Source organism: Salinarimonas ramus (genome assembly GCF_014645695.1).
Classification (GTDB): domain Bacteria; phylum Pseudomonadota; class Alphaproteobacteria; order Rhizobiales; family Beijerinckiaceae; genus Salinarimonas; species Salinarimonas ramus.
On the sequence record NZ_BMMF01000003.1, the window covers coordinates 287,708 to 309,322 of the forward strand.

Genomic DNA, 21,615 nt, shown 5'->3' on the forward strand with positions numbered 1-21,615 from the left:
CCCTCGGCCCGGCTCCCCTCGCTCCATCACTCCGCGTGGTCACTCCGCGTGGACCTGCGCGGTGATGCCCAGGCGGGCGAGCTCGCGCAGCGCTTCGCGGCGGGCGGCTTCCTTGTCGCCGCCGTCGGCGGGGGTGATGGCGATCTCGAGCGTGCCGGTCTGGCGCGCCTCCGCCGCGTTGGAGCGGAAGGAGGCGATCCGCCCCTCGCGCACCATGCCGTTCATCACCCGGTTCACGTCTCCCCAGGATCTCACCGCGCGTTCCTCCGTGTTCGAGCGAGACGCCCCCCGCGGCAGGACAACGCACGGCGACGGATCGCGTTTCAGCGCCTCTTCCTCTCAGCCGGGGATGCCGATGCTCGCCCAGGCGGCGATCATGCCCACGAAGAGCGCGAGCGAGACCACCTCCATGGCGGTCTCCGCGGTGGCGCGCAGCGGCACGCGAGCACGGCGGGTGAGGATCACGAGACGGGACATGGTGCGGCCTCCCTCTGGCGTTGGCGCCGCGCCCCTCGTCGGGGCTCTTTCTCGGCGCTTCGAGATCGTTCCACTCTGTTCCATCTTCGTTCGGAACAAAAGTTCTCTTTTCGTACGCCTTACCGTCAAGGTTAACGGACACGGAAGCACGACTTGTTCCGTCAGGCAGAAATCACCAGGTTCGATGTGTAGATAATGTGATCACACGGCGCGGCGCGTCGGCGCCCTCAGGCCCCGTCGAGGGCGAGCTCCACGACGCGGCCGTCGCGGATGGAGACGCAGCGGTCCATGCGCCGTGCGAGGTCGTAATTGTGCGTCGCGATCACCGCGGCGAGGCCCGACGCGCGCACCAGCGAGACCAGCGTCTGGAAGACGTGGGAGGAGGTGTGCGGATCGAGGTTGCCGGTCGGCTCGTCCGCCAGCAGCACCCGCGGGGCGTTGGCGACCGCACGGGCGATGGCGACGCGCTGCTGCTCGCCCCCGGAGAGCTCCGCCGGGCGATGCGTCAGCCGGTCTGCGAGACCCAGGAAGGCGAGGAGCTCGCTCGCCCGCGCCCGCGCCTCCGCCTTCGGCAGGCCGCGGATGATCTGCGGCATGACGACGTTCTCCAGCGCCGAGAATTCCGGCAGGAGATGGTGGAACTGGTAGACGAAGCCGATCTCCTCGCGCCGCAGCCGCGTGCGGCCCGTGTCGTCCATGTGCGCGGTGGGCGCGCCGCCGACATAGACCTCGCCCGCATCCGGGCGCTCGAGCAGGCCCGCCACGTGGAGCAGCGTCGACTTGCCCGTGCCGGACGGCGCGACGAGGGCGACGATCTCGCCGGGCCAGACCGCGAAGTCGACGCCGGTGAGGATCTCGAGGCGCCCCTCGCGCTGGGGGTACCAGCGCTCCACCTGCGAGAGGAAGAGCGCCGGCGCATCGGTCCCCGCGCCCGCGGCGTCGCCCGTCGTCGTGCCCTCTCCCGCGGCGTCCATGCTGTCGTCCATCGTGCTTCCAGAGCGGCTCATCCGTAGCGCAGCGCCTCGACGGGGTCGAGGCGCGCCGCCCGCCAGGACGGGTAGAGGGTCGCGAGCAGGGACAGGCCCATGGCCATGCCCAGCACGGCGCCGACCTCGGCCCAATCGATCTCGGCTGGGATCTCGGAGAGGAAGCGCACGGTGGGGTCCCAGAGCGTCTGGTTGGTGATCGTCGCGACGATGTTCTGGATCGCCTGGATGTTGAGCGTGAACACGACGCCGAGCGCGAGGCCCGCGATCGTCCCCACGATGCCGATCGAGGCGCCGGTGATGAGGAAGACGCGCATCACAGAGCCGCGCGTCGCGCCCATCGTGCGCAGGATCGCGATGTCGGCGGACTTGTCCTTCACGAGCATGATCAGCCCCGACACGATGTTGAGCGCTGCCACCAGCACGATCAGCGTGAGGATGATGAACATGACGTTGCGCTCCACCTGGAGCGCGGAGAAGAAGCTCGAATTGCGCTGCGTCCAGTCGGTGAGGAACATCGGGCGCTGGACCACGTCCTCGATGGCGGTGCGGGCCTCGAGCACGTCCTCGGGGTCGTCGAGGAAGACCTCCACGACGGAGACGTCGCCCGCGCGGTTGAAATAGGCCTGCGCCTCCTCGAGCGGCATGTAGACGAAGGCGGCATCGAACTCCGTCATGCCGACCTCGTAGATCGCGAGGATCGGATAGGCCTTGATGCGCGGCGCGGTGCCGAAGGGCGTGGCCGCGCCGCGCGGGGAGATGAGGGTCAGCGTGTCGCCGGGAAACAGCCCCAGCGAGCTCGCCAGCCGCGCGCCGATGGCGACGCCCTCCTCCTCCCCGAACGTGTCGAGCGACCCCTGGTTGACGTTTCGCGAAATCTGGTCGAGCCGGCGCAGGTCGTCGGGACGCACGCCGCGCACGAGCACGCCGCCGCCCTGCACGGTGGAGGAGGCGAAGGCCTGGCCCTCCACCGTCGGCACGGCGCGGATCACGCCGGGCAGGCCCTCCACCGCGTTCGCGACGTCGACGTAGTCGGTGAGCGGCATGTCGATGGGCGCGATGAAGACGTGGCCGTTCATGCCCACGATCTTCGAGAGCAGCTCGTTGCGAAAGCCGTTCATCACCGAGAGCACGATGATCAGCGTGGCGACGCCGAGCATGATGCCGATGAAGGAGAAGCCGGCGATGACCGAGACGAAGCCTTCCCGCCGCCGGGTGCGCAGGTAGCGCCCGGCGAGCATCCATTCGAAGCCCGAGAAGGGGCGCGTGCCGCCCGCGTCCGCCATCGCCCGCTCCGTTCTCAACGTCCCGTCAGCCGCGGGATCACGTCCGCGATCGCGAGGAGCTCGCGCTCGCCGGTGCGCCGGCGCTTGAGCTCGACCTTGCCCTCCGCGAGGCTTTTCGGCCCCACGATCACCTGCCACGGCAGGCCGATGAGGTCGGCGGCCGCGAACTTCGCGCCCGGGCGATCGTCCGTGTCGTCGTAGAGCACGGTGAGCCCCGCCGCCTGGAGATCGCGGTAGAGGCCCTCGCAAGCCGCATCGACCGCGGAATCGCCCGCCTTGAGGCTGAGCAGCGCCACGTCGAAGGGCGCGATCTCGTCGGGCCAGACGATCCCCGCCTCGTCGTGGCCCGCCTCGATGGCGGCGGCGGCGACACGGGAGGGACCGACGCCGTAGGAGCCCATGTGGACCGGATGCTCGCGCCCGTCGGGTCCGGTGACGACGGCGCGCATCGGCTCGGAATACTTCGTGCCGAAATAGAAGATGTGCCCGACCTCGATGCCGCGCGCGGCGACCTGCTTGTCGGCGGGGACCTGCGCCCATGCCGCCTCGTCGTGCTTCTCGTCGGTGGAGGCGTAGAGCGAGGTCCAGCGGTCGACGATGGTCTGCAGCCCGGCGACGTCCTCGAAATTCGTGTCCGCCGGCGGCGTGTCGAAGTCGAGATAGTCCGCGTGGCAGAACACCTCGCTCTCGCCGGTCTCGGCGAGGATGATGAACTCGTGGGAGAGGTTGCCGCCGATCGGCCCGGTATCGGCCTGCATCGGGATCGACTTCAGGCCGAGCCGCGCGAAGGTACGCAGGTAGGCCACGAACATGCGATTGTAGGCATGGCGCGCCGAGGCCTCGTCGAGGTCGAAGGAATAGGCGTCCTTCATCAGAAACTCGCGCGAGCGCATCGTGCCGAAGCGCGGGCGGATCTCGTCGCGGAACTTCCACTGGATATGGTAGAGGTTGAGCGGCAGGTCCTTGTAGGAGCGCACGTACGAGCGGAAGATGTCGGTGACCATCTCCTCGTTCGTCGGCCCGAAGAGCATGTCCCGGTCGTGCCGATCCTTGATGCGCAGCATCTCCGCGCCGTAGGCGTCGTAGCGCCCGCTCTCGCGCCAGAGGTCGGCGGACTGGATCGTCGGCATCAGGATCTCGACGGCGCCCGCGCGGTCCTGCTCCTCGCGCACGACGGCGCTGATCCGGTCGAGCACGCGCTTGCCGATCGGCAGCCAGGAGAAGATCCCGGCGGATTGCTGGCGGATCAGGCCGGCGCGCAGCATCAGGCGGTGGGAGACGATCTCCGCCTCGCGGGGCGTCTCCTTGAGGGTGGGCAGGAAGTAACGGGAAAGACGCATGTCGTCCTCGGGCGTGGGCGCTTCGCGCGCTCGCGGCCGGCTCCACCGACGCGAACGCGCGTGTCGCACACAATACGGATGAGACGCCGATGACAAGGGTTTCCGGCGCTTTTCGGGCGCCCTTGCACGGGAGATGGCGCTTCCGTGACCGGTGGCGCGGGAATACCCATCTGCGAAAAGTCCGAGCAGGGAGTGCACAAGGACGTGACAAAGCGATAACGACGCGCTACAACGCGTCCACCAAGACACGCGTTCTCGACGTGTTCGAGGGGTGCGGCCCTAAGTCTGGGAGGAAACGAGGCACAAGCCCGCGGGCGACACAGCTCATCGGGCGGCGGTTCGCCAGAGACCGGCCAAAATCTCGAAAACGAGAGATCCTACACGAGCAAGGCGAGAGCCTTGCTTTTTTCTTTTGTGGCCCAGCCTGCGCAGCCGCCCTCCTCGCGGGCCTGCAGGTTGCCGCAGGAAAGAACGACCCTGTCCGCGCGGATGGCGAGCGCCGTGTCGGTGCTCACGACGACGCGGCCCTCGGGGGTCGGCTCCAGATCGGTCGCCTCCGCCGTCACGGGCACGAGGGTGCCGCCGATGCGCATGAGCTCGCCGGCGAGCTCGCCCATCATGCATTCGAGGTAGAGCCCGAAGAGCGGGCGCGGCACGAACGTGTCCGCCTCGACGACGAGCCCGGGGAATTCGTGACGCCAGGCGGCCTCGTTCGCCTGCAGCCAGGCGAAGAAGTGGCCCGGCCGCTGCGGGAAGGGCGTGATGAAGCCCGCGCGCGTGTTGAGGAGGTTCGACGCGAGGTCGTCCTCGTAGGCGAGCCCGCGCCCGCGCAGGCGGCGGGTCTCGATCAAGTAGACGACGAGGCGCGGACAGCGGGGCTCGGCTCTGGCCTCGTCGACGAGGGCCTGGAGCAAGGACACGGCCGTCGCCCCGGCGCCGATGATGGCGATCACGCATTCTTTCATCATACCCTCCTTGGTTGACGAGGGATTGAAACCCGAGGCGGTACGTAAAACAACTGATGATGATCTTATTCCGTTCATAAGCGGTAGGCATTTCGCTACGGAATCAGACCTCTATCCGGAAAAGCGCGAAGCGGCCGGCGATGCCGACCGCTTCTGCCTAACTATACGTTGCTTGAAATCTGCCGGATCAGTGGAAGAGATCCGCATCCATCGGTTTCAGCTCTTCGCCGATGACGATGCCGGCCTCGATCTGCTCGACCACGTCGCGGCCGACGTCGATCCCCGGTGCCACCTCGGTGAGCCGCAGGCAACCCTGCACGAGCTCGAACACCGCGCGCTCCGTGACGAAGGTCACGCGGCGCCCGTCCGCCTCGGCGAGCGGGCCGTTGAAGCTGATGGTCGAGAGCCGCCGCAGGAGCTTGCGCGTCCGCCCCTCCGCACGCACCCGCAACCGGCCGCCGCCGGCCTCGACGTCGAGCCCCTCGGCGGTGAGGGATCCGCAGAAGACGACGCGCTTGGCGGCGCCCGAGATGTTGGCGAAGCCGCCGATGCCGGGCATGCGGCCTTGGAAGCGGCTGACGTTGACGTTGCCGCGGCTGTCGGCTTCGGCGAAGCCGAGGAAGGCCACGTCGATGCCGCCGCCGTCGTAGAGATCGAAGAGCGCGGCCTGGTCGATCTTCGCCTGCGGGTTCGCCGCCGCGCCGAAGGAGAGCCCCGAGGCCGGCACCCCGCCGAACTGGCCGGATTCCACCGTCAGCGTGAAGTCGCGCAGGCCCGCCTGCTCGGCCGCGCGGCCGATCTCGGCCGGGATGCCGATCCCGAGATTGACGATGGCGCCGGGATGGTGCGCGAGCTCGCGCGCGGCGCGCCGGGAGACGATGCGCCGCACGAGGGGCGAGAGCGGCGGCTCGCCGTCGGGCGCAGCCGTATCCGCACCGACATAGGCCGGGTTGAAGGCTTCCGCCCAGGTCTGCATGTGGTCCTCGGGCTCGGCCACGACCACGTAGTCGACGAGGCAGCCGGGGACGGAGACCGCGTGCGGGTCGAGCCGGGCTCGCGTCAGCTCCGCCACCTGCGCGATGACGATCCCGCCCGCATTGTGCGCCGCCTGGGCCTGGGAGAGGGCGTCCTGGAAGGAGACCTCGCGGTCCATGGAGATGTTGCCGTTGGCGTCGGCGCGGGTGCCGCGGATGATCGCGACGTCCGCCTTCAGCGCGGGATAGAGCAGATAGGGCCGCCCCTGCATGCGGGTCTTCTGCACGAGGCCCGGCTCGGCGCGAGCGTTCATGCGCCCGCCTTCCTGGTCCGGATCGACGAAGGTCTCGAGCCCGACCCGCGAGGCGATGCCCGGAAGGCGCGCCGCCATGGCGCGGAAGAGATGGCTCACCACGCCCTGCGGCCAATTGTGCGCCTCGATGGCCTCGGCCTCGGCCGGGCGGCCGAGCTTCGGAGCGAAGCCCCAGAAGCCGCCGATGGCGCGCGCGACGAGGCCCTCCTGGGCGAGGTGGTTGAGGCCCCGCTCGCCCCGGTCCCCCGGCCCCGCCGCGAAGAGCAGGGTGAGGTTCCGGGGCCGGCCCTCGGCGCGGAAGCGCGCGCCCAGCGCCTTGAGGACGGCTTCCGGGTTGCCGCAGCACCCGAAGCCCCCGGGGATGACCGTCGCCCCGTCGGGGACGAGGCCGGCTGCTTGCGTCGCGGTCACGATGCGCATGGTCTCGCCCCCTCTTCTCGCTCGATGCTTCAGTGCGCCGCGACGAGCGCGTTGGTGTCGACGGCGGGCAGCGTGCGCGCCGCGGCCTCCTTCTCGGCCGCATGCTTCTCCGCGGCGTGCTTGGCGAGCAGCACCGGCTGCTCCCAGATCACGAGGAAGGTGCAGCCCTTCTCCGAGCCGAGCGCGTGGCTGGAGCCGGGCGGGCAGATCTCGAGGGTACCCGCCGGGTGGCGTCCGGCATCGTTGATGAGCTCGCCCTCGATGACGAAGATCAGCTCGTAGCCGGGATGGATGTGACGCTGGACCTTCGCGCCGGGACGGTAGCGGACGATGGCCGCCGCGGGGCCGACGGGGCCCGTGTCCGTCGTGTCGTAGAGGCGGTGGATCTCGACGCCTTCGCGGCCGGGCTGGTCGTAGGTCTCGAAGACGAGGTGGTCGAGGCCGCCGGAGAGGACGTCGGAGATGATCTGGGGACCGCGCATGGGAATGCTCCTTCTGGATGTCGCGGGACGCGCTGCGGCGCCCTGCGGGGGTCTCATCGATGGGCTGGATGGAATCATCGGGTTCGGGGTGGAGGAGCCCCGGGATCGGGGCGCCTCCTTACGCTCGACACGTGGTGGGCAGCGTGAGGCGGGGTCCGCCTCAGGCGACCGGGCGGGGCGCCACGGCGGGCGTCATGTCGGGCTCGGGCGTGGGCATGGCGACCTTCGGCGCGGCAGCCTTCGGCATCGGCCGGTTGGCGAGCCACACGCCGAGCGAGGCGAGGCCGAAGCCGACCATAGCGAGCGGGGTGGGGATCTCGCCGAGCATGGCGGAGGCCATGATCTGGGTGACCGGCGGGATCAGGAAGAAGAGGCTCGCGACCTTGGTCGCCTCGCCGCAGCGGATCATGAGGTAGAGCAGCATGAGCGCGCCGATGGAATTCATCACGGCGAGCCACACGACGGAGGCGATGAAGGTCGGCGTCCAGTCGATGACCATGCTCTCGGTGAACCAGGCGGCGCCGAGCATGACGACCGCGCCGATCGTCATCTGCACGAAGCCGGTGGTGCGCAGGTCGAACCCGCCGCAGAACTTCTTCTGGTAGAGCGTGCCGGCGGTGATGCCGAACAGTGCGGCCAGCGTATAGGCGTAGCCGCCCAGCGCGGCCATGCCGACGCCGACCTTCTCGTAGAGCACGAAGACGACGCCGAGGAGGCCGAGCGCGAGCCCGATCCACTGCCGCCAGCCCACGCGCTCGCCCAGCAGCGGGCCGGCGAGGAGACCGACGACGACGGGCATGAGCCCGACGATGAGGGCAGATTGCCCGGCGGGCACGCCGGCCTTCATGCCGGCGTAGAGGCCGCCGAACTGCAGGGCCTGCATGAAGAAGCCCACAACGGCCATGTGCCCGAGCTGGCTGAGGTTCGACGGCATCGGCGTGCGGGTCGCCAAGGCGAAGCCGAGCATGATGAGGCCCGCCAGCGCGAAGCGCAGGAAGGTCATGGTGAAGGGCTCGGCATAGAGGATGCCGATGGCGCCGCCGATGTAGCCGGAGCTCCAAAGGACGATGAAGATCATCGGCAAGGAGGAGGCCTGCATCGAGGCCATGCTTGGTGTCGCGTGCGATTTCACGGCTCGTCTCCCGTTTTTCGATGGGTGGAGCCTGCGCCCGAGCCGAGGAATTCGAAAACGAGTTCTCCCTATTCGTGACATGCCTCGCGCTTATCGTTTTCCCGTCGAGCCGACTACGCGCTTTCCCCTATTGTTGACGCGGTGCCTGCGACCATGTGTCATGCGTGACGGAAAAACCTTCCGTTGAATCGGTCCGGAGGCGGCCGCCATGCGTCGGGTCAACATCGACACCCAGCTCCTGCGCAGCTTCGTCGCGGTGGTCGAGACGGGCGGCTTCGCCCGCGCCGCCGACACGCTCGCGATCACGCAGCCTGCGATGAGCCAGCAGATGAAGCGGCTGGAGGAGACGCTTGGGCGCCCGCTCTTCCGGCGCGAGGGGCGCAGCCTCGTCCTCACCGCGCAGGGCGAGCTGCTGCTCGGCTACGCCCGACGCATGCTCGAGCTCAACGACGACCTCTATCGCCGCTTCGTCGAGGAGGAGCCGCGCGAGATCGTCAATCTCGGCATGCCCGAGCATTTCTCGGAGGCGCTGCTGCCCCTCGTCATCGCGGCGGTGCACGAGCGCTATCCGAACGTCCAGCTCGTGGTGAAGGTCGGCCGCAGCCAGTCCCTGGCCGAGCAGGTCGACGACGGGCGCCTCCATCTCGCGCTCCTCGTGGGCGAGCCCCTGGAGGGTCCGGGAACGACGCGCCTGCAGGTGGCGCCGCTCGCCTGGTTCGGCGCGGAGGCCAGCGAGACCGACAACCGACGCACAGCCGTCGACGAGAACCTGCCGCTCGTGCTCTTCCGCGCACCCTGCGGCATCCGCCAGCTCGCGGTCGCGGCGCTGGAGCGCGACGCGGTGCCGTGGCGTTGCGTGCACGAGAGCGAGGATCTCTCGGCGTTGCGCGCGGCCGTGCGCGTCAATCTCGGGCTGACCGTGCTGCCGAATTTCCAGGCCTATGCGGGTATTCGCCCGCTGACGGACGTCGCCGGCCTGCCGCCGCTTCCCGACATCGCGGTGTCGCTACGCCGGCGCCCGAGCTGGCGCCCGCGCTCGGCCCAGGGCCTCGACGCGCTCGTCGTCGAGCTGTGGGACGCCTTCCGCTCGAGCCCGGCGGCACCGATCCCGCAGCCGCCGGCGATCGCCGCACCGGTGACCATCGCGGCGCCGGCGGCGATCGGCCTCGCCCATTGAGGCGGCTCACGCGCCTCGGCTTCACGCGTGCAGCGCGAGCCCCACGAGATCGCGCGCCCGCATCCCCACGCGCCCGCCGAGCGCCGCCGCGCGGGCGTTGAGTGCGGAGACGATCCCGTCCTCCAGCGTCGAGCGAGCATCGCCGATCCGCGCGCTCGACGCCGCGACGGTCGCGGCGGCTATGCCGCGGGTCTCGAGCGCCGGCAACCGCGTCGTGCCGATGCCGCCGCCGGCGTCGTTGAAGAGGGCGAGCGCCGCATCCGCCTTGAGCGCGTTCCTCGGATCGCCCCCGAACAGAGCCCCGTGCGAGCCCGTCACGACCACCGCGCCGCGATCCGCGTCCGCCTTCACGAGCGCGGCGCTGTCGACGAGGACGAGCGGGCGGCGCGCGCCGGGCGGCGTCTCGACCCGGCGCGTCTCGTCGAGGGGCGCGAAGGGCGCCTCCGGCATCGCGGCCGCCTCCAGGAGGGCGGCGGCCTCGGCGCAGGCCTGCCCGGGCCGTACGCCGAGAGCGGCGGCGCGCGCATTCGCGTGCGAGACGATCCCCCGGGCGACCATGTCGGCGGCGTCGCCGATGTCGGCGGAGGCGGCCGCCACCGTCGCCGCCGCCATGCCGGCGGCGTCGAGCCAGGCGAGCCCGCCGATGCCGGCATCGTCCTTGCCGACTCCGGCATCGTTGAGAATCACGGCCCGCACGCCGTCGCGCCGCGCGACGTAGGCCGCGTAGACGCCCCCGTGCGAGCCCGTGACGACGACCGCGCCAGCGGCACCCTCCGGCAGCCGGGTGATCGTGTCGGCCAGGAGCGGCCCCGGGGGGCGGATCTCAGGCGACACGGTCGCCCTTCTTCACCTGCACCGCGCGGCTGTCGGCGGCCGGCAGCATCTTTGCCGGATCGCGGGTGACGACGAGGTCGATGACGAAGGGTCCGTCCTTGTTCGCCAGCGCCTCCTTCAGCGCGGGCGCGAGCGCGTCCGGCGTCTCGACGCGCACGCCCCTGCAGCCCATGGCCTCGGCGACGCGGGCGTAGTTCGTCTCCGCGAGGTCGGAGGACTGGTAGGCGCCCTCGCCGTACATCAGGTGCTGGAGCGCCTTGACGTAGCCGGAAGCGGCGTTGTTGACGACGATGATCGTCACCGCGAGCCCCATGCGCCGCGCCGTCTCGAGCTCGCCCAGCACCATGTTGAAGCCGCCGTCGCCGGTGATCGCCATCACCGGTCGCTCGGGCGCGGCGAGCTTCGCGCCCATGGCGCCGGGGAGCCCGTAGCCGATGGAGGCGAAGCCGCGATCGGGCAGGAAGCCACGCCCCGCTTGCCTCTGGTCGAACAGCAGCCCACCCCAATGCGCCGCGAAGCCGCCGTCGGCGACGAGGATCGCGTCGCCCGGCAGCAGCCGGTTGAGCTCGCCGATCAGGCGGCCCATCGAGACCGGCACCTCCTCGCTCTCGAGCCGCTCGCGGGCGCTCTCGCGCCAGGCGGCCATGCGGGTGACGACCTCGTCGCTCCAGGCGGAGCGCGCGGCCGGCGGCGACTTGCCGGCGAGCGCGTCGTTGAGCGCGTTGAGACCGGCCTTGGCGTCGCCCCACAACGCCACGGCGGCGGGATAGGTGCGGTCGATCTCCTCGGCGACGATGTCGAGATGGATCAGCGTCTTGCCCGGCGGCGGCACGGTGTAGCGCTTGGTGGCGATCTCGCCGAGCTTGCAGCCCACCGCGAGGAGCACGTCCGCCTCCGCGATCATGCCGTTGGCGATGCGGTCGTAGCGGCCGAACAGGCCCGCCGAGAGCGGCGAGGAGCACGCGACGGCGCCCTTGCCGGACATCGTGTGCGCGACGGGGATCTGGAAGCGCTCGGCGAAGGTCTGGAGCGCCTGCGCGGCCCGCGAGATGTGCACGCCGCCTCCCGCCAGGATCAGCGGGCGCTCGGCCCCGGCGAGCAGCGCGGCGGCCTCGGCCAGCGCGTGCGCGTCCGGGCGCGCGCGCAGCGCCGGCGCCATCTGGTAGCGGGCGTTCGCGGTCAGGCTCTCGGGATCGAGCGCGATCGTGTCGTGGCACACGTCCTCGGGCACGATCAGCGCCACCGGTCCCGGCCGGCCCGTGGTCGCGACCGCGAAGGCGCGGCGCACGAGCTCGGGCAGGCGCGCCGTCACCTCGACGCGGATGACCTCCTTCACCGCCGGGCGCAGGATCTCGGCCTGATGCGCCTCCTGCGTCATGTTCTTCCAGGAATGGGCGCGGTGCGTGTCGCCCACGATGGCGACGATGGGCGAGCCGGCGTTGAGCGCCTCGACCAGCCCCGTGACGAGGTTCGTCGCGCCCGGCCCCAGCGTCGCGTCGACGAGGCCGACGCGCCCCGACACCTTGGCGTAGGCGTCCGCCGCGAAGGCGCCGCAGCGCTCGTCGTTGATGAGCGAATGCGACAGCCCGAGCCGCCGGCAGGCGTCGTAGAAGGGCAGGAGCTGGAAGCCCCCCATCCCGAAGATCGGCCCCGCCCCGTGCGCCTGCAGCATCCGCGCGAGCACCTCGCCGCCGGTCATCTCGTTGGTCATCTCGGCCTTTCCTTCTCTCAACCGTTCTCCCCTCTCCCGGATGGGAGAGGGGCCGTGGGTGAGGGTGTCCGGCATCGAGTCGAAGCTCCGAAGCGGACTGCAGCGGGCGAGGTCGAGCCTCTCCCGCAGACGGCATTCCCTCACCCCCGACCCCTCTCCCTCACGGGAAAGGGGAGCTCACGTCACCCGATACCCGAGCACGCGCGGCAGCCACAGCGCGATCTCGGGGAAGGCGATCACCAGCACGAGCGCGACCACCATGGCGCCGACGAGCCAGAACACCCAGCGGAAGGTCGTCTCCATGGGCACGTTGGCGACCTTGGCCGTCACCATGAGGTTCACCGCGACGGGGGGCGTCACCTGGCCGATGGCGATGTTGATCGCCATGACGACGCCGAACCAGACCTGGGACCAGCCGAAGGTCTGCATCACCGGCACGAGCAGCGGCAGGGTGATGAGGAAGATCGACACGCCGTCGAGCACCATGCCGGCCAAGAGCAGGAGCGCCATGACCACGGCGAGCGTCACCCATTCGGAGGCCGAGAGCGCGATGATCAGGTCCGCCGCCGCGCGGAAGGCGCCCATGGTCGAGCCGGCCCAGGCGAAGAGGCCCGCGAGCGAGATGATGAGCATCAGCACGCCCGAGATCTTCGCCGCGTCGACGAAGCAGCGATACACCTCCGCGACGCCCATCGTGCGGTAGAACAGCGTGCCGACGAGGAGGCCGTAGACGGCGGCGACGACCGCCGTCTCCGTGGGCGTGAACAGGCCCGAGCGCAGGCCGCCGAGGATGATGACGGGCGCCATCAGGCCGGGCAGCGCGCGATAGAGGCTCTCCCAGAACGGCGGGCGGGCGAAGCCTTCGTTCGCGCCGAAATCGTGCTTTCGCGACAGGATCATGGTGGGCACGGCGATGGCGAGGCCGACCAGGAGCCCGGGAAAGAGCCCCGCCGCGAAGAGCGCGCGCAGGTCCACGCCCGGCACCATGATGGCGTAGACGATGAGCGCGATGGAGGGCGGGATCAGGATCGCGGTCGCGGCGGAGGCCGCGATGACGGAGGCCGAGAAGGGCTTCGGGTAGCCCGCCTTCAGCATGGAGGGCACCATCACGGTGGCCACCGCCGCGGCGTCGGCGACGCCGGAGCCGGACATGCCGCCCATGATCAGGCAGACCAGGATCGCGACGAGCGCGAGCCCGCCCCGCCGCGGGCCGACGATCGCCTGCGCGAAGACGACGAGGCGCGTCGCGACGCCCGAGCGCTCGAACACCATGCCCGTGAGGATGAAGAGCGGGATGGCGATGAGCGGGTATTTCGCCACCGCGTTGTAGGTGTTCGTCCCCACCATCGCCAGCGCGGTGAGGTCGAGGCCGACGACGATGCCGATGGCGCCGGCGACGCCGAGCGCCACCGCGATGGGCGTGCCGACGACGAGCAGGACAGCGAAGGCGAGGAGCAGGATCAGGTTGGGATCCATCAGCGCACCCGCCCCCGGAAGACCGCGATCGCCCGCCCGATCACGCGCCCGAGGATGGCGAGCGACAGGAGCGGGAGCCAGACCGTGTAGATCCAGGCCGGGTAGCCGAGGCCCGGCGAGGTCTCCTCCCAGTACCATTCGTCCCAGGTCACCTGCGCGCCGTAATAGACGATGAGCGCGAACATCGCCGTCGTCGCGAGAAGCGTCGCGGCCTCGGCGAGGAGGCGCGTGCGCGGGCCCATCAGCTCGAGGAAGAAGGTGATGCGGATGTGCTCGTTCGTCGCGAAGGCGGCCGACGCGCCCACGAAGGTCATGAAGACGAGGAGGAAGACCGAGAACTCCTCCGTGAAGGCGAAGGAGACGTTCGTCAGGTAGCGCACCACCACGTTCCCGAACGAGATCGCCACGATGAGCGCCATGGCGGCGGCGCCGAGCGCCTCCTCGATCTTCACCGGCACGCGCGCGTGCGGCGCGAGGTTTTCGGGCGCCTCGGTACGGGTCGTGTCGCGCACGTCGGTGAGGGGATCGTCGTGAGACATGGAAGCTCGTCGTCGCTCGAAGGCGCTGGCGGCAAGCGCGACGCCGATACCTCCCCGCAGGGGAGGTGGGCCGCGAAGCGGACCGGTGGGGGCGATGGGGTGGAGGCGAAGCCCTGGGCTCGCCCCCACCCGTCGGCTCGTGCCGAGCCGCCGACCTCCCCTGCGGGGAGGTGACGACCCGCGCCGTCGCACGTGATCGTTCTCGCGTCACCGGTTGGCGACGGACTCCTCGGCCGTCTTCACGAGGTCGGCGCCGATCGTCTGCGTCCACTGCTCGTAGACCGGGCGGGTGGCGTCGACGAAGGCCTGGCGCTCCTCGTCCGAGAGGCGCACCACGTTCACGCCGTAGCCCTCGATCTCGGAGATCAGGCTCTCGTCACCGTCGGTGAGACCCTTGCGGGCGACCTCGATACCGTGGGCGCCGGCGTCGAGCGCGGCCTGGCGGACGATCTCCTGGTCCTCGGCGGTGAACGAGTCCCAGACCTCCTGGTTGACCGCGAAGATCAGCGGGTCGGCGACGTAGTGCCAGAGCGTCACGTTCGTCTGCCCGAGCTCGTGCATCTTGAGCACGGTGTAGATGGTCAGCGGGTTCTCCTGCCCGTCGACGGCGCCCGTCGTCAGCGCCGGCTGGGCGTCGGCCCAGGACATCTGCGTCGGGTTGGCGCCGAGCGCGGAGAAGATGTCGTTGAAGATCGGCGAGCCGACCACGCGCATCTTCAGCCCCTCCATGTCGGCGGGCGTCCGGATGGCGCGCTGGGAGTTCGTCACCTCGCGAAAGCCGTTCTCGGCCCAGGCGAGGGGCACGACGCCGTTCTCCTCGATCAGCTCGAAGATGCGCTCGCCGACGGGCCCCTGCGTCAGGGCGTCGAGGGCGGCGTAGTCCGGCATGAGGAAGGGCAGCGCGAAGACGTTCATCTCCGGGATCTGCGGCGACCAGTTGATGGTCGAGCCCACCGCCATGTCGATGATGCCCCGGCGCATGGCCGTGAACTCGCGGGTCTGCTCGCCCTGGACGAGCTGGGCGCCCGGATAGAGCTTCATGACGATGCGCCCGTCCGTGCGCTCGGCCACGAGGTCGGCCCAGCGCTGGGCGGCGATGCCCCACGGGAACGGCGGCGGCACCACCGTCGAGACGCGGTACTCGTCCTTGTAGTCCTGCGCGCTCGCGCCGCCGGCGAGCGGCAGGACGAGCGCGGCGGCGGCGGCGATGACCGCGATCGGCTTCCAGATACGCATGGCCTCAGGTCCTCCCTTGGTGTTCTTCTCTCGTTTTCCTCACGATGCGATCGCGGCGGCCGGCGCGGTCGTGGCGCGCGCGGCGGCGACGATCGCCTCGGGGCTCACCCGCGCCATGTCCTCGAGGGGCGGCGCGTAGGCGACGGGGATGCGCGGCGCGCCGAGGCGCCGGACCGGCGCCGCGAGCCGTGCGTGCAGATGCTCGGCGACGAAGGCCGCGATCTCGGCGCCGAAGCCCGCGACCGTCACCGCCTCGTGCACGACGAGGAGGCGGCGCGTGCGCTCGACGGAGGCGAGAACGCGGTCGCGATCCCAGGGCCAGAGCGTGCGCAGGTCGATCACCTCCGCCTCGATCCCCTCCGCGGCGAGCGTCCCCGCCGCCTCGAGGCAGCGCCGGCGCATGCCCGACCAGGTGACGATCGTCAGGTCGCGCCCCTCCCGCGCGGTGTCGGCGACGCCGATCGGCACGAGGTGCTCGGCGTCCGGCACCTCGCCTTCCGCGGCCCAGAGGTCCTTGTGCTCGAGATAGACGACCGGGTCGTCGGCGCGGATGGCGCTCTTGAGGAGGCCGAGATTGTCCGCGGGCGTGCCCGGCGCCACCACGACGAGGCCCGGCACGTGGGCGTACCAGGCCTCGAGCGATTGCGAGTGCTGGGCGGCGGAGGAGCGCCACATGCCCACGGGCTGGCGCGCGACGAGGGGCACCTTCGCCTGTCCGCCGAACATGAAGCGCGCCTTCGCCGCCTGGTTGATCAGCTCGTCCGTCGCGCACAGCGCGAAGTCCGAGAAGCGCATCTCCACCACGGGCCGAGTGCCCGCGAGCGCCGCGCCGACGGCGGCGCCCATGATGCAGGCCTCCGAGATCGGCGTGTCGGCGATGCGCGCCGCGCCGAAGCGCTGCTGCAGGCCCTTGTACTGGCCGAAGACGCCGCCGCGGCCGAGATCCTCGCCGAGCGCCCAGACCGCGGGGTCGCGCTCCATCTCCTCGGCGAGCGCGCGGGTCGAGGCCGCGAGATAGGTCGTGATCGCCATCTAGAAGGCCCTCACCGCGGGGTCGCCGATGTCCTGCACGTCGGCATAGGCCGCCTCCGGCGCCGGCCAGGGCGCGGCGGCGGCGTTCGCCAGCACGTCCGCCATCTCGGCCTCGGCACGAGTGCGCGCCTCCTCGAGCCGCGCCGCATCGACGCCGGCATGCGCGAGCGCGTCGGCGAGGCGCCGGATCGGGTCGCGCCCGCGCCAGGCCTCCACCTCGGCGGCGTCGCGATAGGGCGCGGCATCCGCCGCGGTGTGGCCGGTGATGCGGTAGGTGCGCACGTGCAGGAGCCGTGGCCCCTCCCCCGCCCGCACGTCGTCGATGGCGGCACGTGCCGCCTCGTCGAGGGCGAGGGCGTCGTTGCCGTCGAGGATCTGCGCGGGGATGCCCAGGCTCTGCGCCCGCGCCGCGGCGCCCTCCCCCGCCGTGAGATCGGCGGTGCGCGTCGTCGCCGACCAGCCATTGTCCTCGCACACGAACAGGACGGGGAGGTGGAAGATCTTCGCCCAGTTCAGCCCTTCGAGGAACGGCCCGCGATTGATGGCGCCGTCGCCGAACAGGCAGGCGACGATCTCCGTCCCGCCGCGAAGCCGGATCGCGTGCGCGGCGCCCACCGCGATGGGGATGTTCGCCGAGACGACGCCATTGGCGCCGAGCATGCCCACGGAGAAGTCGGCGATGTGCATGGAGCCGCCTTTGCCGCCGCAGGTGCCGCCCTCGCGCCCGAACAGCTCGCGCATCATCGCCTGCGCATCCGCGCCCTTGGCGAGCGTGTGGCCGTGGCCGCGATGGGTGGAGAGCAGGAGATCGGCGCGTGCGAGGTTGAGGCACACGGCGGTGGCCACCGCCTCCTGGCCGATCGATGGATGGATCGCGCCGCGAACGTGCCCGTCGGCGAGGCCGCGCAGGGCCGCCTCCTCGAAGGCGCGGATGCGCCACATCGTATCGAGATGGTGGAGGAGCCGCTCGCGATCGAGATTGGGCGGCGGGCCGCCGTCGGCCGGCCCGTTCATGCCACCCGCCCCGACGCCGCTGCCGGCCGCGCACGCGTCCCCGGCCCGATGGCGCCCGTCGCCCCGGTCATGCCGTTCCTCCCTCGTATCGGAGCGATTTGCGCTCCGGATCGCCTCTCACGGGCGTTTGACGACGAGACTAGACCCGTTTTCGCGAGCGCGGCAAGGGGGAGTCCCGCCTGCGCATTTCCGCTCGGGAAGCCCTGGGATGCGCCATGCGATGCACGAAGACCCCGCGCGCGATCTTTCGCGGCGACGCGGCGCGCCGTTCCTCCTATGGTCCCGCCCACGAACCGGAAGAACCTTCGCGACACGAGCCCTCGATGACCGACACCTACCCGATCCGCCCCGAAGCCGCGGCCGCGCCCACGAGCGGCATCGTCGACACCGTCAATTACGGCCGCACCCGCGAGGGGCTGATCCCGCTCTGGGTCGGCGAGGGCGACCTCGCCACGCCCGCCTTCATCGCGGAGGCGGCGACGCGCGCGCTCGCGGCGGGCGAGACCTTCTACACCTACCAGCGCGGCATCCCCGAGCTGCGCGCCGCCATCGCGAAGCGCCAGAGCGCGCTGCTCGGGAAGGATCTCTCCCCCGAGCGCTTCTTCGTGACGACGGGGGGCATGCACGCCGTGCAGATCGCCATGCGGCTCGTCGCCGGGACGGGCGACGAGGTGATCGTGCCCACCCCGGCCTGGCCCAATTTCCGCGGCGCGCTCACCGCCAGCGGGGCCGGCATCGTCGAGGTCGCGATGACGCCGAGCGACACGGGCTTCGCCCTCGACCTCGCCCGCCTGGAGGCGGCGATCGGCCCGCGCACGAAGGCGATCGTGATCAACTCGCCCGCAAATCCCACGGGCTGGACGGCGACGCGCGAGGAGCTCGCGGCGATCCTCGAGATCGCCCGCGCACGGGACCTGTGGATCGTCTCCGACGAGATCTACCAGCGCTTCGTCTGGGAAGAGCGCGTGGCGGTGGGGGGCCGCGCGGCCTCCTTCCACGACGTGATGCGCGAGGGCGATCGCGTGCTCTTCGTGCAGACGCTGTCGAAGAACTACGCCATGACCGGCTGGCGCGTGGGCTGGCTCGAGGCGTCCCCCGAGCTCGGGCAGACGATCGAGAACCTCGTCCAGTATTCCTCCTCCGGCTCGCCGGTCTTCGTGCAGCGCGCGGCGATCGCGGCGCTCGAGCACGGGGAGGGCTTCGTCGCGCATCAGATCGCGCGGGCACGGCGCGGGCGCGAGATCGTCTCGCAGGCGCTGGCGCCCCTGAACGCCGTGCGCTTCGCGCCGCCGCCCGGCGCCTTCTACGCCTTCTTCGGGGTGCCCGGCGCCGATTCGCGGGCGCTCGCGCGGCGCCTCGTCGACGAGGCGAACGTGGGTCTCGCGCCGGGAAGCGCCTTCGGATCGGGGGGCGAGGACGGCATGCGGCTGTGCTTCGCACGCAAGGACGAGGACCTCGTCGCGGCCATGGGGCGGCTCGTGCCCGTCCTGCGCGGCTGAGGGCCGCAGAGAACCCATCTCCGGTGGCATGCAATACGCAGTCTTCCGGAGGTTTGTCTTGCATCCCGGTCGCAAGCGGCGTTACCTTCACCCTAGTGAATACACCGAGCGCTCCAACGGCTCGGCGGGGGACGCCATGGACGAGAGCACGACCGGCGACGGCGACGGGCGCCCCGGCATACCGGCCGGCACGCCTCCCGTGCTCGGGTCCACCTCCGATGCGCGCTGGGCGAGCATCCTCAACACCGCCGTCGACGGGATCATCGTCATCGACGAGCGGGCGCGGGTGATGATCTTCAACCGCGCCTGCGAGCGGATGTTCGGCTACGCCGCCGAGGAGGTGGTGGGCCGCAACGTCGCCATGCTGATGCCACCGGAGCATTCCGGCGATCACGACGCCTACGTCCAGCGCTACATGCGCACGGGCCACCGCAAGATCATCGGCATCGGCCGCGAGGTGCGCGCACGCCACCGCGACGGGACGATGTTCCCCATCGACCTCTCCGTGGGCGAGGCGCAGACGCCGGACGGACGCCAGTTCGTCGGCATCCTGCGCGACCTCACCTCCCGCAAGGACGCGGAACGGCGGCTGAACGACCTCCAATCCGACCTCATCCGCCTCGCGCGCGTCTCGGCGCTCGACGAGATGGGATCGGCTCTCGCTCACGAGCTGAACCAGCCGCTGACCGCCATCATGCTCTACCTCCAGGCGGTGGGCCGCGAGTTCGCCCGCGCCAAGGAGATGGGCCACACCCGGGAGGCCGACGCGCGGGCCGACGCCATCCTGGAGAAGGCCCGGCGCGAAGCGCATCGCGCCGGCTCCATCATCCAGCGCATCCGCTCGCTGGTCGAGAAGCGCGCGCCCGAGCGCAAGCCCGTGGATCTCAACGCCATCGTCGACGACGCGCTGGAGCTCACCGTCATCGGCCAGGACCGCAACGTCGCGCTGGTGCGCGACTACCAGGCCGGCCTGCCGCCGCTGCGGGTCGACCCGGTCCAGATCCAGCAGGTGGTCGTCAACCTGGTGCGCAACGCCTACGAGGCGGTGAAGGGGCGCCGCGGCGGCAGGATCGTCGTCTCGACGAGCCTCGACGACCGCCACCTCCTCGTCTCCGTCGAGGACAGCGGCCCGGGCATCCCGCGCGAGGTGCTCACCGACCTGTTCAAGGCCTTCAAGACCACCGGCGGCGGCGCCGGCGGCGGCAAGAGCAGCGGGATGGGGCTCGGCCTCGCCATCTCGCGCACCATCGCGCAGAATCACGGCGGTGACCTGTCGGTGGATCCCGGCGGGGACGGGCGCGGCGCACGCTTCGTGGTGCGCCTGCCCCTTCGCGCGCCCGAGGACGAGCGGGCCGGGGAGGATGCGGCCGAGACGAGCCGCGGCGAACAGGAATGGGGCAGAGCATGAGCGACGAGACACTCGAGATCGCGGTGGTGGACGACGATCCGGCGGTGCGCGATTCGTTGGTGACGATCTTCGATCTCGAGGGCTGGCGCGTGCGCTCCTTCGCCGACGGCGACGCGTTCCTCGCCGACGCCAAGCGCACCAAGGTCGATTGCCTGCTCCTCGACGTGCACATGCCCGGCCGCTCGGGGCTCGAGGTGCTCGAGGCGCTCGGCGGCCATTCCTACGGCGCGCCGATCTTCATCATCTCCGGACAGGGCGACATCCCGATGGCGGTCAACGCCATCAAGGCGGGCGCGCACGACTTCCTCGAGAAGCCCTTCGAGGCGGAGGAGGTGATCGGGCGCGTGCGCGAGGCCGTCGCCAAGCGCCGCAAGTCGGCGCAGGCCGGCTCGAAGCTCGGCATCCGCTTCAGCGGCGCCGAGCTCCTCACGCCGCGCGAGCGCGACGTGCTGGAGCAGATCGCTCACGGCGCCTCGAACAAGGAAGCGGGGCGCGAGCTCGGCATCTCGCCGCGCACCATCGAGGTCCACCGCGCCCGCATCATGGAGAAGCTCGGCGCGCGCAACACCGCCGACCTCGTGCGCATCGTCTTCACGGACGGCGCCGGAGGAGCCTGAGCCCCCTCCTCGACACCGCGACCAGGGCTGCGGCACCGCCGCGAGCCGTCCCGAAACGGCGCACCCGCGCCGATCGCCTCGTCGCGCGCGGCATCGCGCGCAGGGCCCGTCGCACGTAGCTTCCTCTACGGGAGAGCGCTGATACGTGCTTGTGCGCGCTTGAGCCCGCCCGCGCGCCTCCGCCATAGTCGCCTCGTATCCCCCGCCTTCGCCCGCTGCCGCGACGGAAAACTGCTTACTTGAACCCGATCGAGGCGATTTCGACATGATGCGGGTAGCCGTACCGAATGGTCGCGTAGACTGTCGCTCGAAGGCGCGAGGCCCGTTGTGAGAATCCACATCGTCGAAGACGATTTCGGCGTACGCGACTCGCTCATCGAGCTCGTGTCCGCCTTCGGCTTCGCCGCGCGCGCCTATGCGGACGGGGAGAGCTTCCTCAGCGCGGGCCCGCCGGCGGCGGGAGACATCGTGTTCGTCGACCTCGGCCTCCCTGGCATGTCCGGCACCGACGTGATCCGCTGGATCGCGGCGCAGAAGCGCGCCGCGCGCGTGGTCGCGATCTCGGGCAAGCCGCTCGGCGACATCGAGATGATGCTGCGCGAGCTGCCGGCGACGCCGCTCCTGCGCAAGCCCCTCGAAGCGGACGCGATCGCCGCCTATCTGTGATCAGCCCGAGGGATCGCGCGGAACCTTGCG

The 21,615-nt window shown here is 70.8% G+C and carries 21 protein-coding genes; 5 read left to right on the forward strand and 16 right to left on the reverse strand.

From position 1 onward, the window contains the following. Positions 1 to 39 precede the first annotated feature (39 nt). The 9 genes from IEX89_RS05920 to IEX89_RS05960 form a co-directional block, all read right to left on the reverse strand. The gene (locus IEX89_RS05920; RefSeq protein ID WP_188910619.1) at positions 40 to 255 is read right to left on the reverse strand and encodes a hypothetical protein; all 216 of its coding nucleotides are present in this window, start codon (positions 253 to 255) and stop codon (positions 40 to 42) included. A gap of 84 nt (positions 256 to 339) precedes the next feature. Then, on the reverse strand, positions 340 to 477 hold the full coding sequence (locus IEX89_RS05925) for a hypothetical protein (protein ID WP_188910621.1): 138 nt from the start codon (positions 475 to 477) through the stop codon (positions 340 to 342). A gap of 227 nt (positions 478 to 704) precedes the next feature. Then, complete coding sequence (locus IEX89_RS05930; RefSeq protein ID WP_188910998.1) at positions 705 to 1,451, reverse strand: ABC transporter ATP-binding protein; 747 nt, start codon at positions 1,449 to 1,451, stop codon at positions 705 to 707. Positions 1,452 to 1,480: 29 nt separating this feature from the next. After that, positions 1,481 to 2,749 (reverse strand): lipoprotein-releasing ABC transporter permease subunit, encoded by a 1,269-nt coding sequence (locus IEX89_RS05935; RefSeq protein WP_188910623.1) that lies wholly within the window; start codon positions 2,747 to 2,749, stop codon positions 1,481 to 1,483. A gap of 14 nt (positions 2,750 to 2,763) precedes the next feature. Then, on the reverse strand, positions 2,764 to 4,089 hold the full coding sequence (gene proS / locus IEX89_RS05940; RefSeq protein WP_188910625.1) for a proline--tRNA ligase: 1,326 nt from the start codon (positions 4,087 to 4,089) through the stop codon (positions 2,764 to 2,766). A gap of 377 nt (positions 4,090 to 4,466) precedes the next feature. After that, positions 4,467 to 5,057, reverse strand: coding sequence for an FAD/NAD(P)-binding protein (locus IEX89_RS05945; protein ID WP_188910627.1), 591 nt, complete (start codon positions 5,055 to 5,057; stop codon positions 4,467 to 4,469). A gap of 184 nt (positions 5,058 to 5,241) precedes the next feature. Next, the gene (locus IEX89_RS05950) at positions 5,242 to 6,762 is read right to left on the reverse strand and encodes an acyl CoA:acetate/3-ketoacid CoA transferase (protein WP_188910629.1); all 1,521 of its coding nucleotides are present in this window, start codon (positions 6,760 to 6,762) and stop codon (positions 5,242 to 5,244) included. 29 nt (positions 6,763 to 6,791) lie between these two features. Next, a complete protein-coding gene (locus IEX89_RS05955) occupies positions 6,792 to 7,244 on the reverse strand; it encodes a cupin domain-containing protein (protein WP_188910631.1) in 453 nt (150 codons plus the stop codon). A gap of 160 nt (positions 7,245 to 7,404) precedes the next feature. After that, positions 7,405 to 8,352 carry a DMT family transporter gene (locus IEX89_RS05960; RefSeq protein WP_188910633.1) on the reverse strand — a complete coding sequence of 316 codons (948 nt, stop codon included), beginning with the start codon at positions 8,350 to 8,352 and terminating at the stop codon, positions 7,405 to 7,407. 232 nt (positions 8,353 to 8,584) lie between these two features. Here IEX89_RS05960 and IEX89_RS05965 point away from each other — a divergent pair, with 232 nt between their 5' ends. Next, positions 8,585 to 9,553 carry a LysR substrate-binding domain-containing protein gene (locus IEX89_RS05965; protein ID WP_188910635.1) on the forward strand — a complete coding sequence of 323 codons (969 nt, stop codon included), beginning with the start codon at positions 8,585 to 8,587 and terminating at the stop codon, positions 9,551 to 9,553. A 21-nt stretch (positions 9,554 to 9,574) separates the two neighbouring features. Here the strand turns inward: IEX89_RS05965 and IEX89_RS05970 are convergent, their stop codons facing one another. From IEX89_RS05970 to IEX89_RS06000, 7 genes are all read right to left on the reverse strand, one after another. Further along, on the reverse strand, positions 9,575 to 10,387 hold the full coding sequence (locus IEX89_RS05970) for a hypothetical protein (protein ID WP_188910637.1): 813 nt from the start codon (positions 10,385 to 10,387) through the stop codon (positions 9,575 to 9,577). Further along, positions 10,377 to 12,098 (reverse strand): thiamine pyrophosphate-binding protein, encoded by a 1,722-nt coding sequence (locus tag IEX89_RS05975; RefSeq protein ID WP_188910639.1) that lies wholly within the window; start codon positions 12,096 to 12,098, stop codon positions 10,377 to 10,379. The genes IEX89_RS05970 and IEX89_RS05975 overlap by 11 nt, the downstream gene beginning before the upstream one ends. 177 nt (positions 12,099 to 12,275) lie before the next feature. After that, positions 12,276 to 13,574: a TRAP transporter large permease gene (locus IEX89_RS05980; protein WP_188910641.1), complete on the reverse strand. Its 1,299-nt coding sequence runs from the start codon at positions 13,572 to 13,574 to the stop codon at positions 12,276 to 12,278. Further along, positions 13,574 to 14,113: a TRAP transporter small permease gene (locus IEX89_RS05985; RefSeq protein ID WP_188910643.1), complete on the reverse strand. Its 540-nt coding sequence runs from the start codon at positions 14,111 to 14,113 to the stop codon at positions 13,574 to 13,576. Before IEX89_RS05985 ends, IEX89_RS05980 begins: the two co-directional genes overlap by 1 nt. A gap of 207 nt (positions 14,114 to 14,320) precedes the next feature. Then, positions 14,321 to 15,349 carry a DctP family TRAP transporter solute-binding subunit gene (locus IEX89_RS05990; RefSeq protein WP_188910645.1) on the reverse strand — a complete coding sequence of 343 codons (1,029 nt, stop codon included), beginning with the start codon at positions 15,347 to 15,349 and terminating at the stop codon, positions 14,321 to 14,323. Between the two features lie 39 nt (positions 15,350 to 15,388). Further along, entirely contained in the window at positions 15,389 to 16,381 is a 993-nt protein-coding gene (locus IEX89_RS05995; protein WP_188910647.1) for an alpha-ketoacid dehydrogenase subunit beta, read from the reverse strand. Then, the gene (locus IEX89_RS06000) at positions 16,382 to 17,395 is read right to left on the reverse strand and encodes a thiamine pyrophosphate-dependent dehydrogenase E1 component subunit alpha (protein ID WP_188910649.1); all 1,014 of its coding nucleotides are present in this window, start codon (positions 17,393 to 17,395) and stop codon (positions 16,382 to 16,384) included. 323 nt (positions 17,396 to 17,718) lie between these two features. Between IEX89_RS06000 and IEX89_RS06005 the strand changes: the two genes are divergently transcribed. The 4 genes from IEX89_RS06005 (at position 17,719) to IEX89_RS06020 (ending at position 21,585) form a co-directional block, all read left to right on the forward strand. Continuing rightward, complete coding sequence (locus IEX89_RS06005) at positions 17,719 to 18,894, forward strand: pyridoxal phosphate-dependent aminotransferase (protein ID WP_188910651.1); 1,176 nt, start codon at positions 17,719 to 17,721, stop codon at positions 18,892 to 18,894. Positions 18,895 to 19,030: 136 nt separating this feature from the next. Then, a complete protein-coding gene (locus IEX89_RS06010) occupies positions 19,031 to 20,302 on the forward strand; it encodes a two-component system sensor histidine kinase NtrB (RefSeq protein ID WP_188910653.1) in 1,272 nt (423 codons plus the stop codon). Next, positions 20,299 to 20,919 (forward strand): response regulator transcription factor, encoded by a 621-nt coding sequence (locus IEX89_RS06015; RefSeq protein ID WP_188910655.1) that lies wholly within the window; start codon positions 20,299 to 20,301, stop codon positions 20,917 to 20,919. The genes IEX89_RS06010 and IEX89_RS06015 overlap by 4 nt, the downstream gene beginning before the upstream one ends. Before the next feature lie 327 nt (positions 20,920 to 21,246). Beyond that, positions 21,247 to 21,585 (forward strand): response regulator, encoded by a 339-nt coding sequence (locus IEX89_RS06020; RefSeq protein WP_188910657.1) that lies wholly within the window; start codon positions 21,247 to 21,249, stop codon positions 21,583 to 21,585. Positions 21,586 to 21,615 lie beyond the last annotated feature (30 nt).

What these genes read in the sequence shown, in the direction of transcription:
- IEX89_RS06015 (WP_188910655.1), top strand. Translation starts at nt 20,299, where the DNA reads ATGAGCGACGAGACACTCGAGATCGCGGTGGTGGACGACGATCCGGCG.
- IEX89_RS05925 (WP_188910621.1), bottom strand. Translation starts at nt 477, where the DNA reads ATGTCCCGTCTCGTGATCCTCACCCGCCGTGCTCGCGTGCCGCTGCGC.
- IEX89_RS05990 (WP_188910645.1), bottom strand. Translation starts at nt 15,349, where the DNA reads ATGCGTATCTGGAAGCCGATCGCGGTCATCGCCGCCGCCGCCGCGCTC.
- IEX89_RS05930 (WP_188910998.1), bottom strand. Translation starts at nt 1,451, where the DNA reads ATGGACGCCGCGGGAGAGGGCACGACGACGGGCGACGCCGCGGGCGCG.
- IEX89_RS05995 (WP_188910647.1), bottom strand. Translation starts at nt 16,381, where the DNA reads ATGGCGATCACGACCTATCTCGCGGCCTCGACCCGCGCGCTCGCCGAG.
- IEX89_RS05935 (WP_188910623.1), bottom strand. Translation starts at nt 2,749, where the DNA reads ATGGCGGACGCGGGCGGCACGCGCCCCTTCTCGGGCTTCGAATGGATG.
- IEX89_RS05980 (WP_188910641.1), bottom strand. Translation starts at nt 13,574, where the DNA reads ATGGATCCCAACCTGATCCTGCTCCTCGCCTTCGCTGTCCTGCTCGTC.
- IEX89_RS06005 (WP_188910651.1), top strand. Translation starts at nt 17,719, where the DNA reads ATGACCGACACCTACCCGATCCGCCCCGAAGCCGCGGCCGCGCCCACG.
- IEX89_RS05950 (WP_188910629.1), bottom strand. Translation starts at nt 6,762, where the DNA reads ATGCGCATCGTGACCGCGACGCAAGCAGCCGGCCTCGTCCCCGACGGG.
- IEX89_RS05985 (WP_188910643.1), bottom strand. Translation starts at nt 14,113, where the DNA reads ATGTCTCACGACGATCCCCTCACCGACGTGCGCGACACGACCCGTACC.
- proS (WP_188910625.1), bottom strand. Translation starts at nt 4,089, where the DNA reads ATGCGTCTTTCCCGTTACTTCCTGCCCACCCTCAAGGAGACGCCCCGC.
- IEX89_RS05945 (WP_188910627.1), bottom strand. Translation starts at nt 5,057, where the DNA reads ATGATGAAAGAATGCGTGATCGCCATCATCGGCGCCGGGGCGACGGCC.
- IEX89_RS05975 (WP_188910639.1), bottom strand. Translation starts at nt 12,098, where the DNA reads ATGACCAACGAGATGACCGGCGGCGAGGTGCTCGCGCGGATGCTGCAG.
- IEX89_RS05960 (WP_188910633.1), bottom strand. Translation starts at nt 8,352, where the DNA reads ATGGCCTCGATGCAGGCCTCCTCCTTGCCGATGATCTTCATCGTCCTT.
- IEX89_RS05965 (WP_188910635.1), top strand. Translation starts at nt 8,585, where the DNA reads ATGCGTCGGGTCAACATCGACACCCAGCTCCTGCGCAGCTTCGTCGCG.
- IEX89_RS05955 (WP_188910631.1), bottom strand. Translation starts at nt 7,244, where the DNA reads ATGCGCGGTCCCCAGATCATCTCCGACGTCCTCTCCGGCGGCCTCGAC.
- IEX89_RS06000 (WP_188910649.1), bottom strand. Translation starts at nt 17,395, where the DNA reads ATGAACGGGCCGGCCGACGGCGGCCCGCCGCCCAATCTCGATCGCGAG.
- IEX89_RS06010 (WP_188910653.1), top strand. Translation starts at nt 19,031, where the DNA reads ATGGACGAGAGCACGACCGGCGACGGCGACGGGCGCCCCGGCATACCG.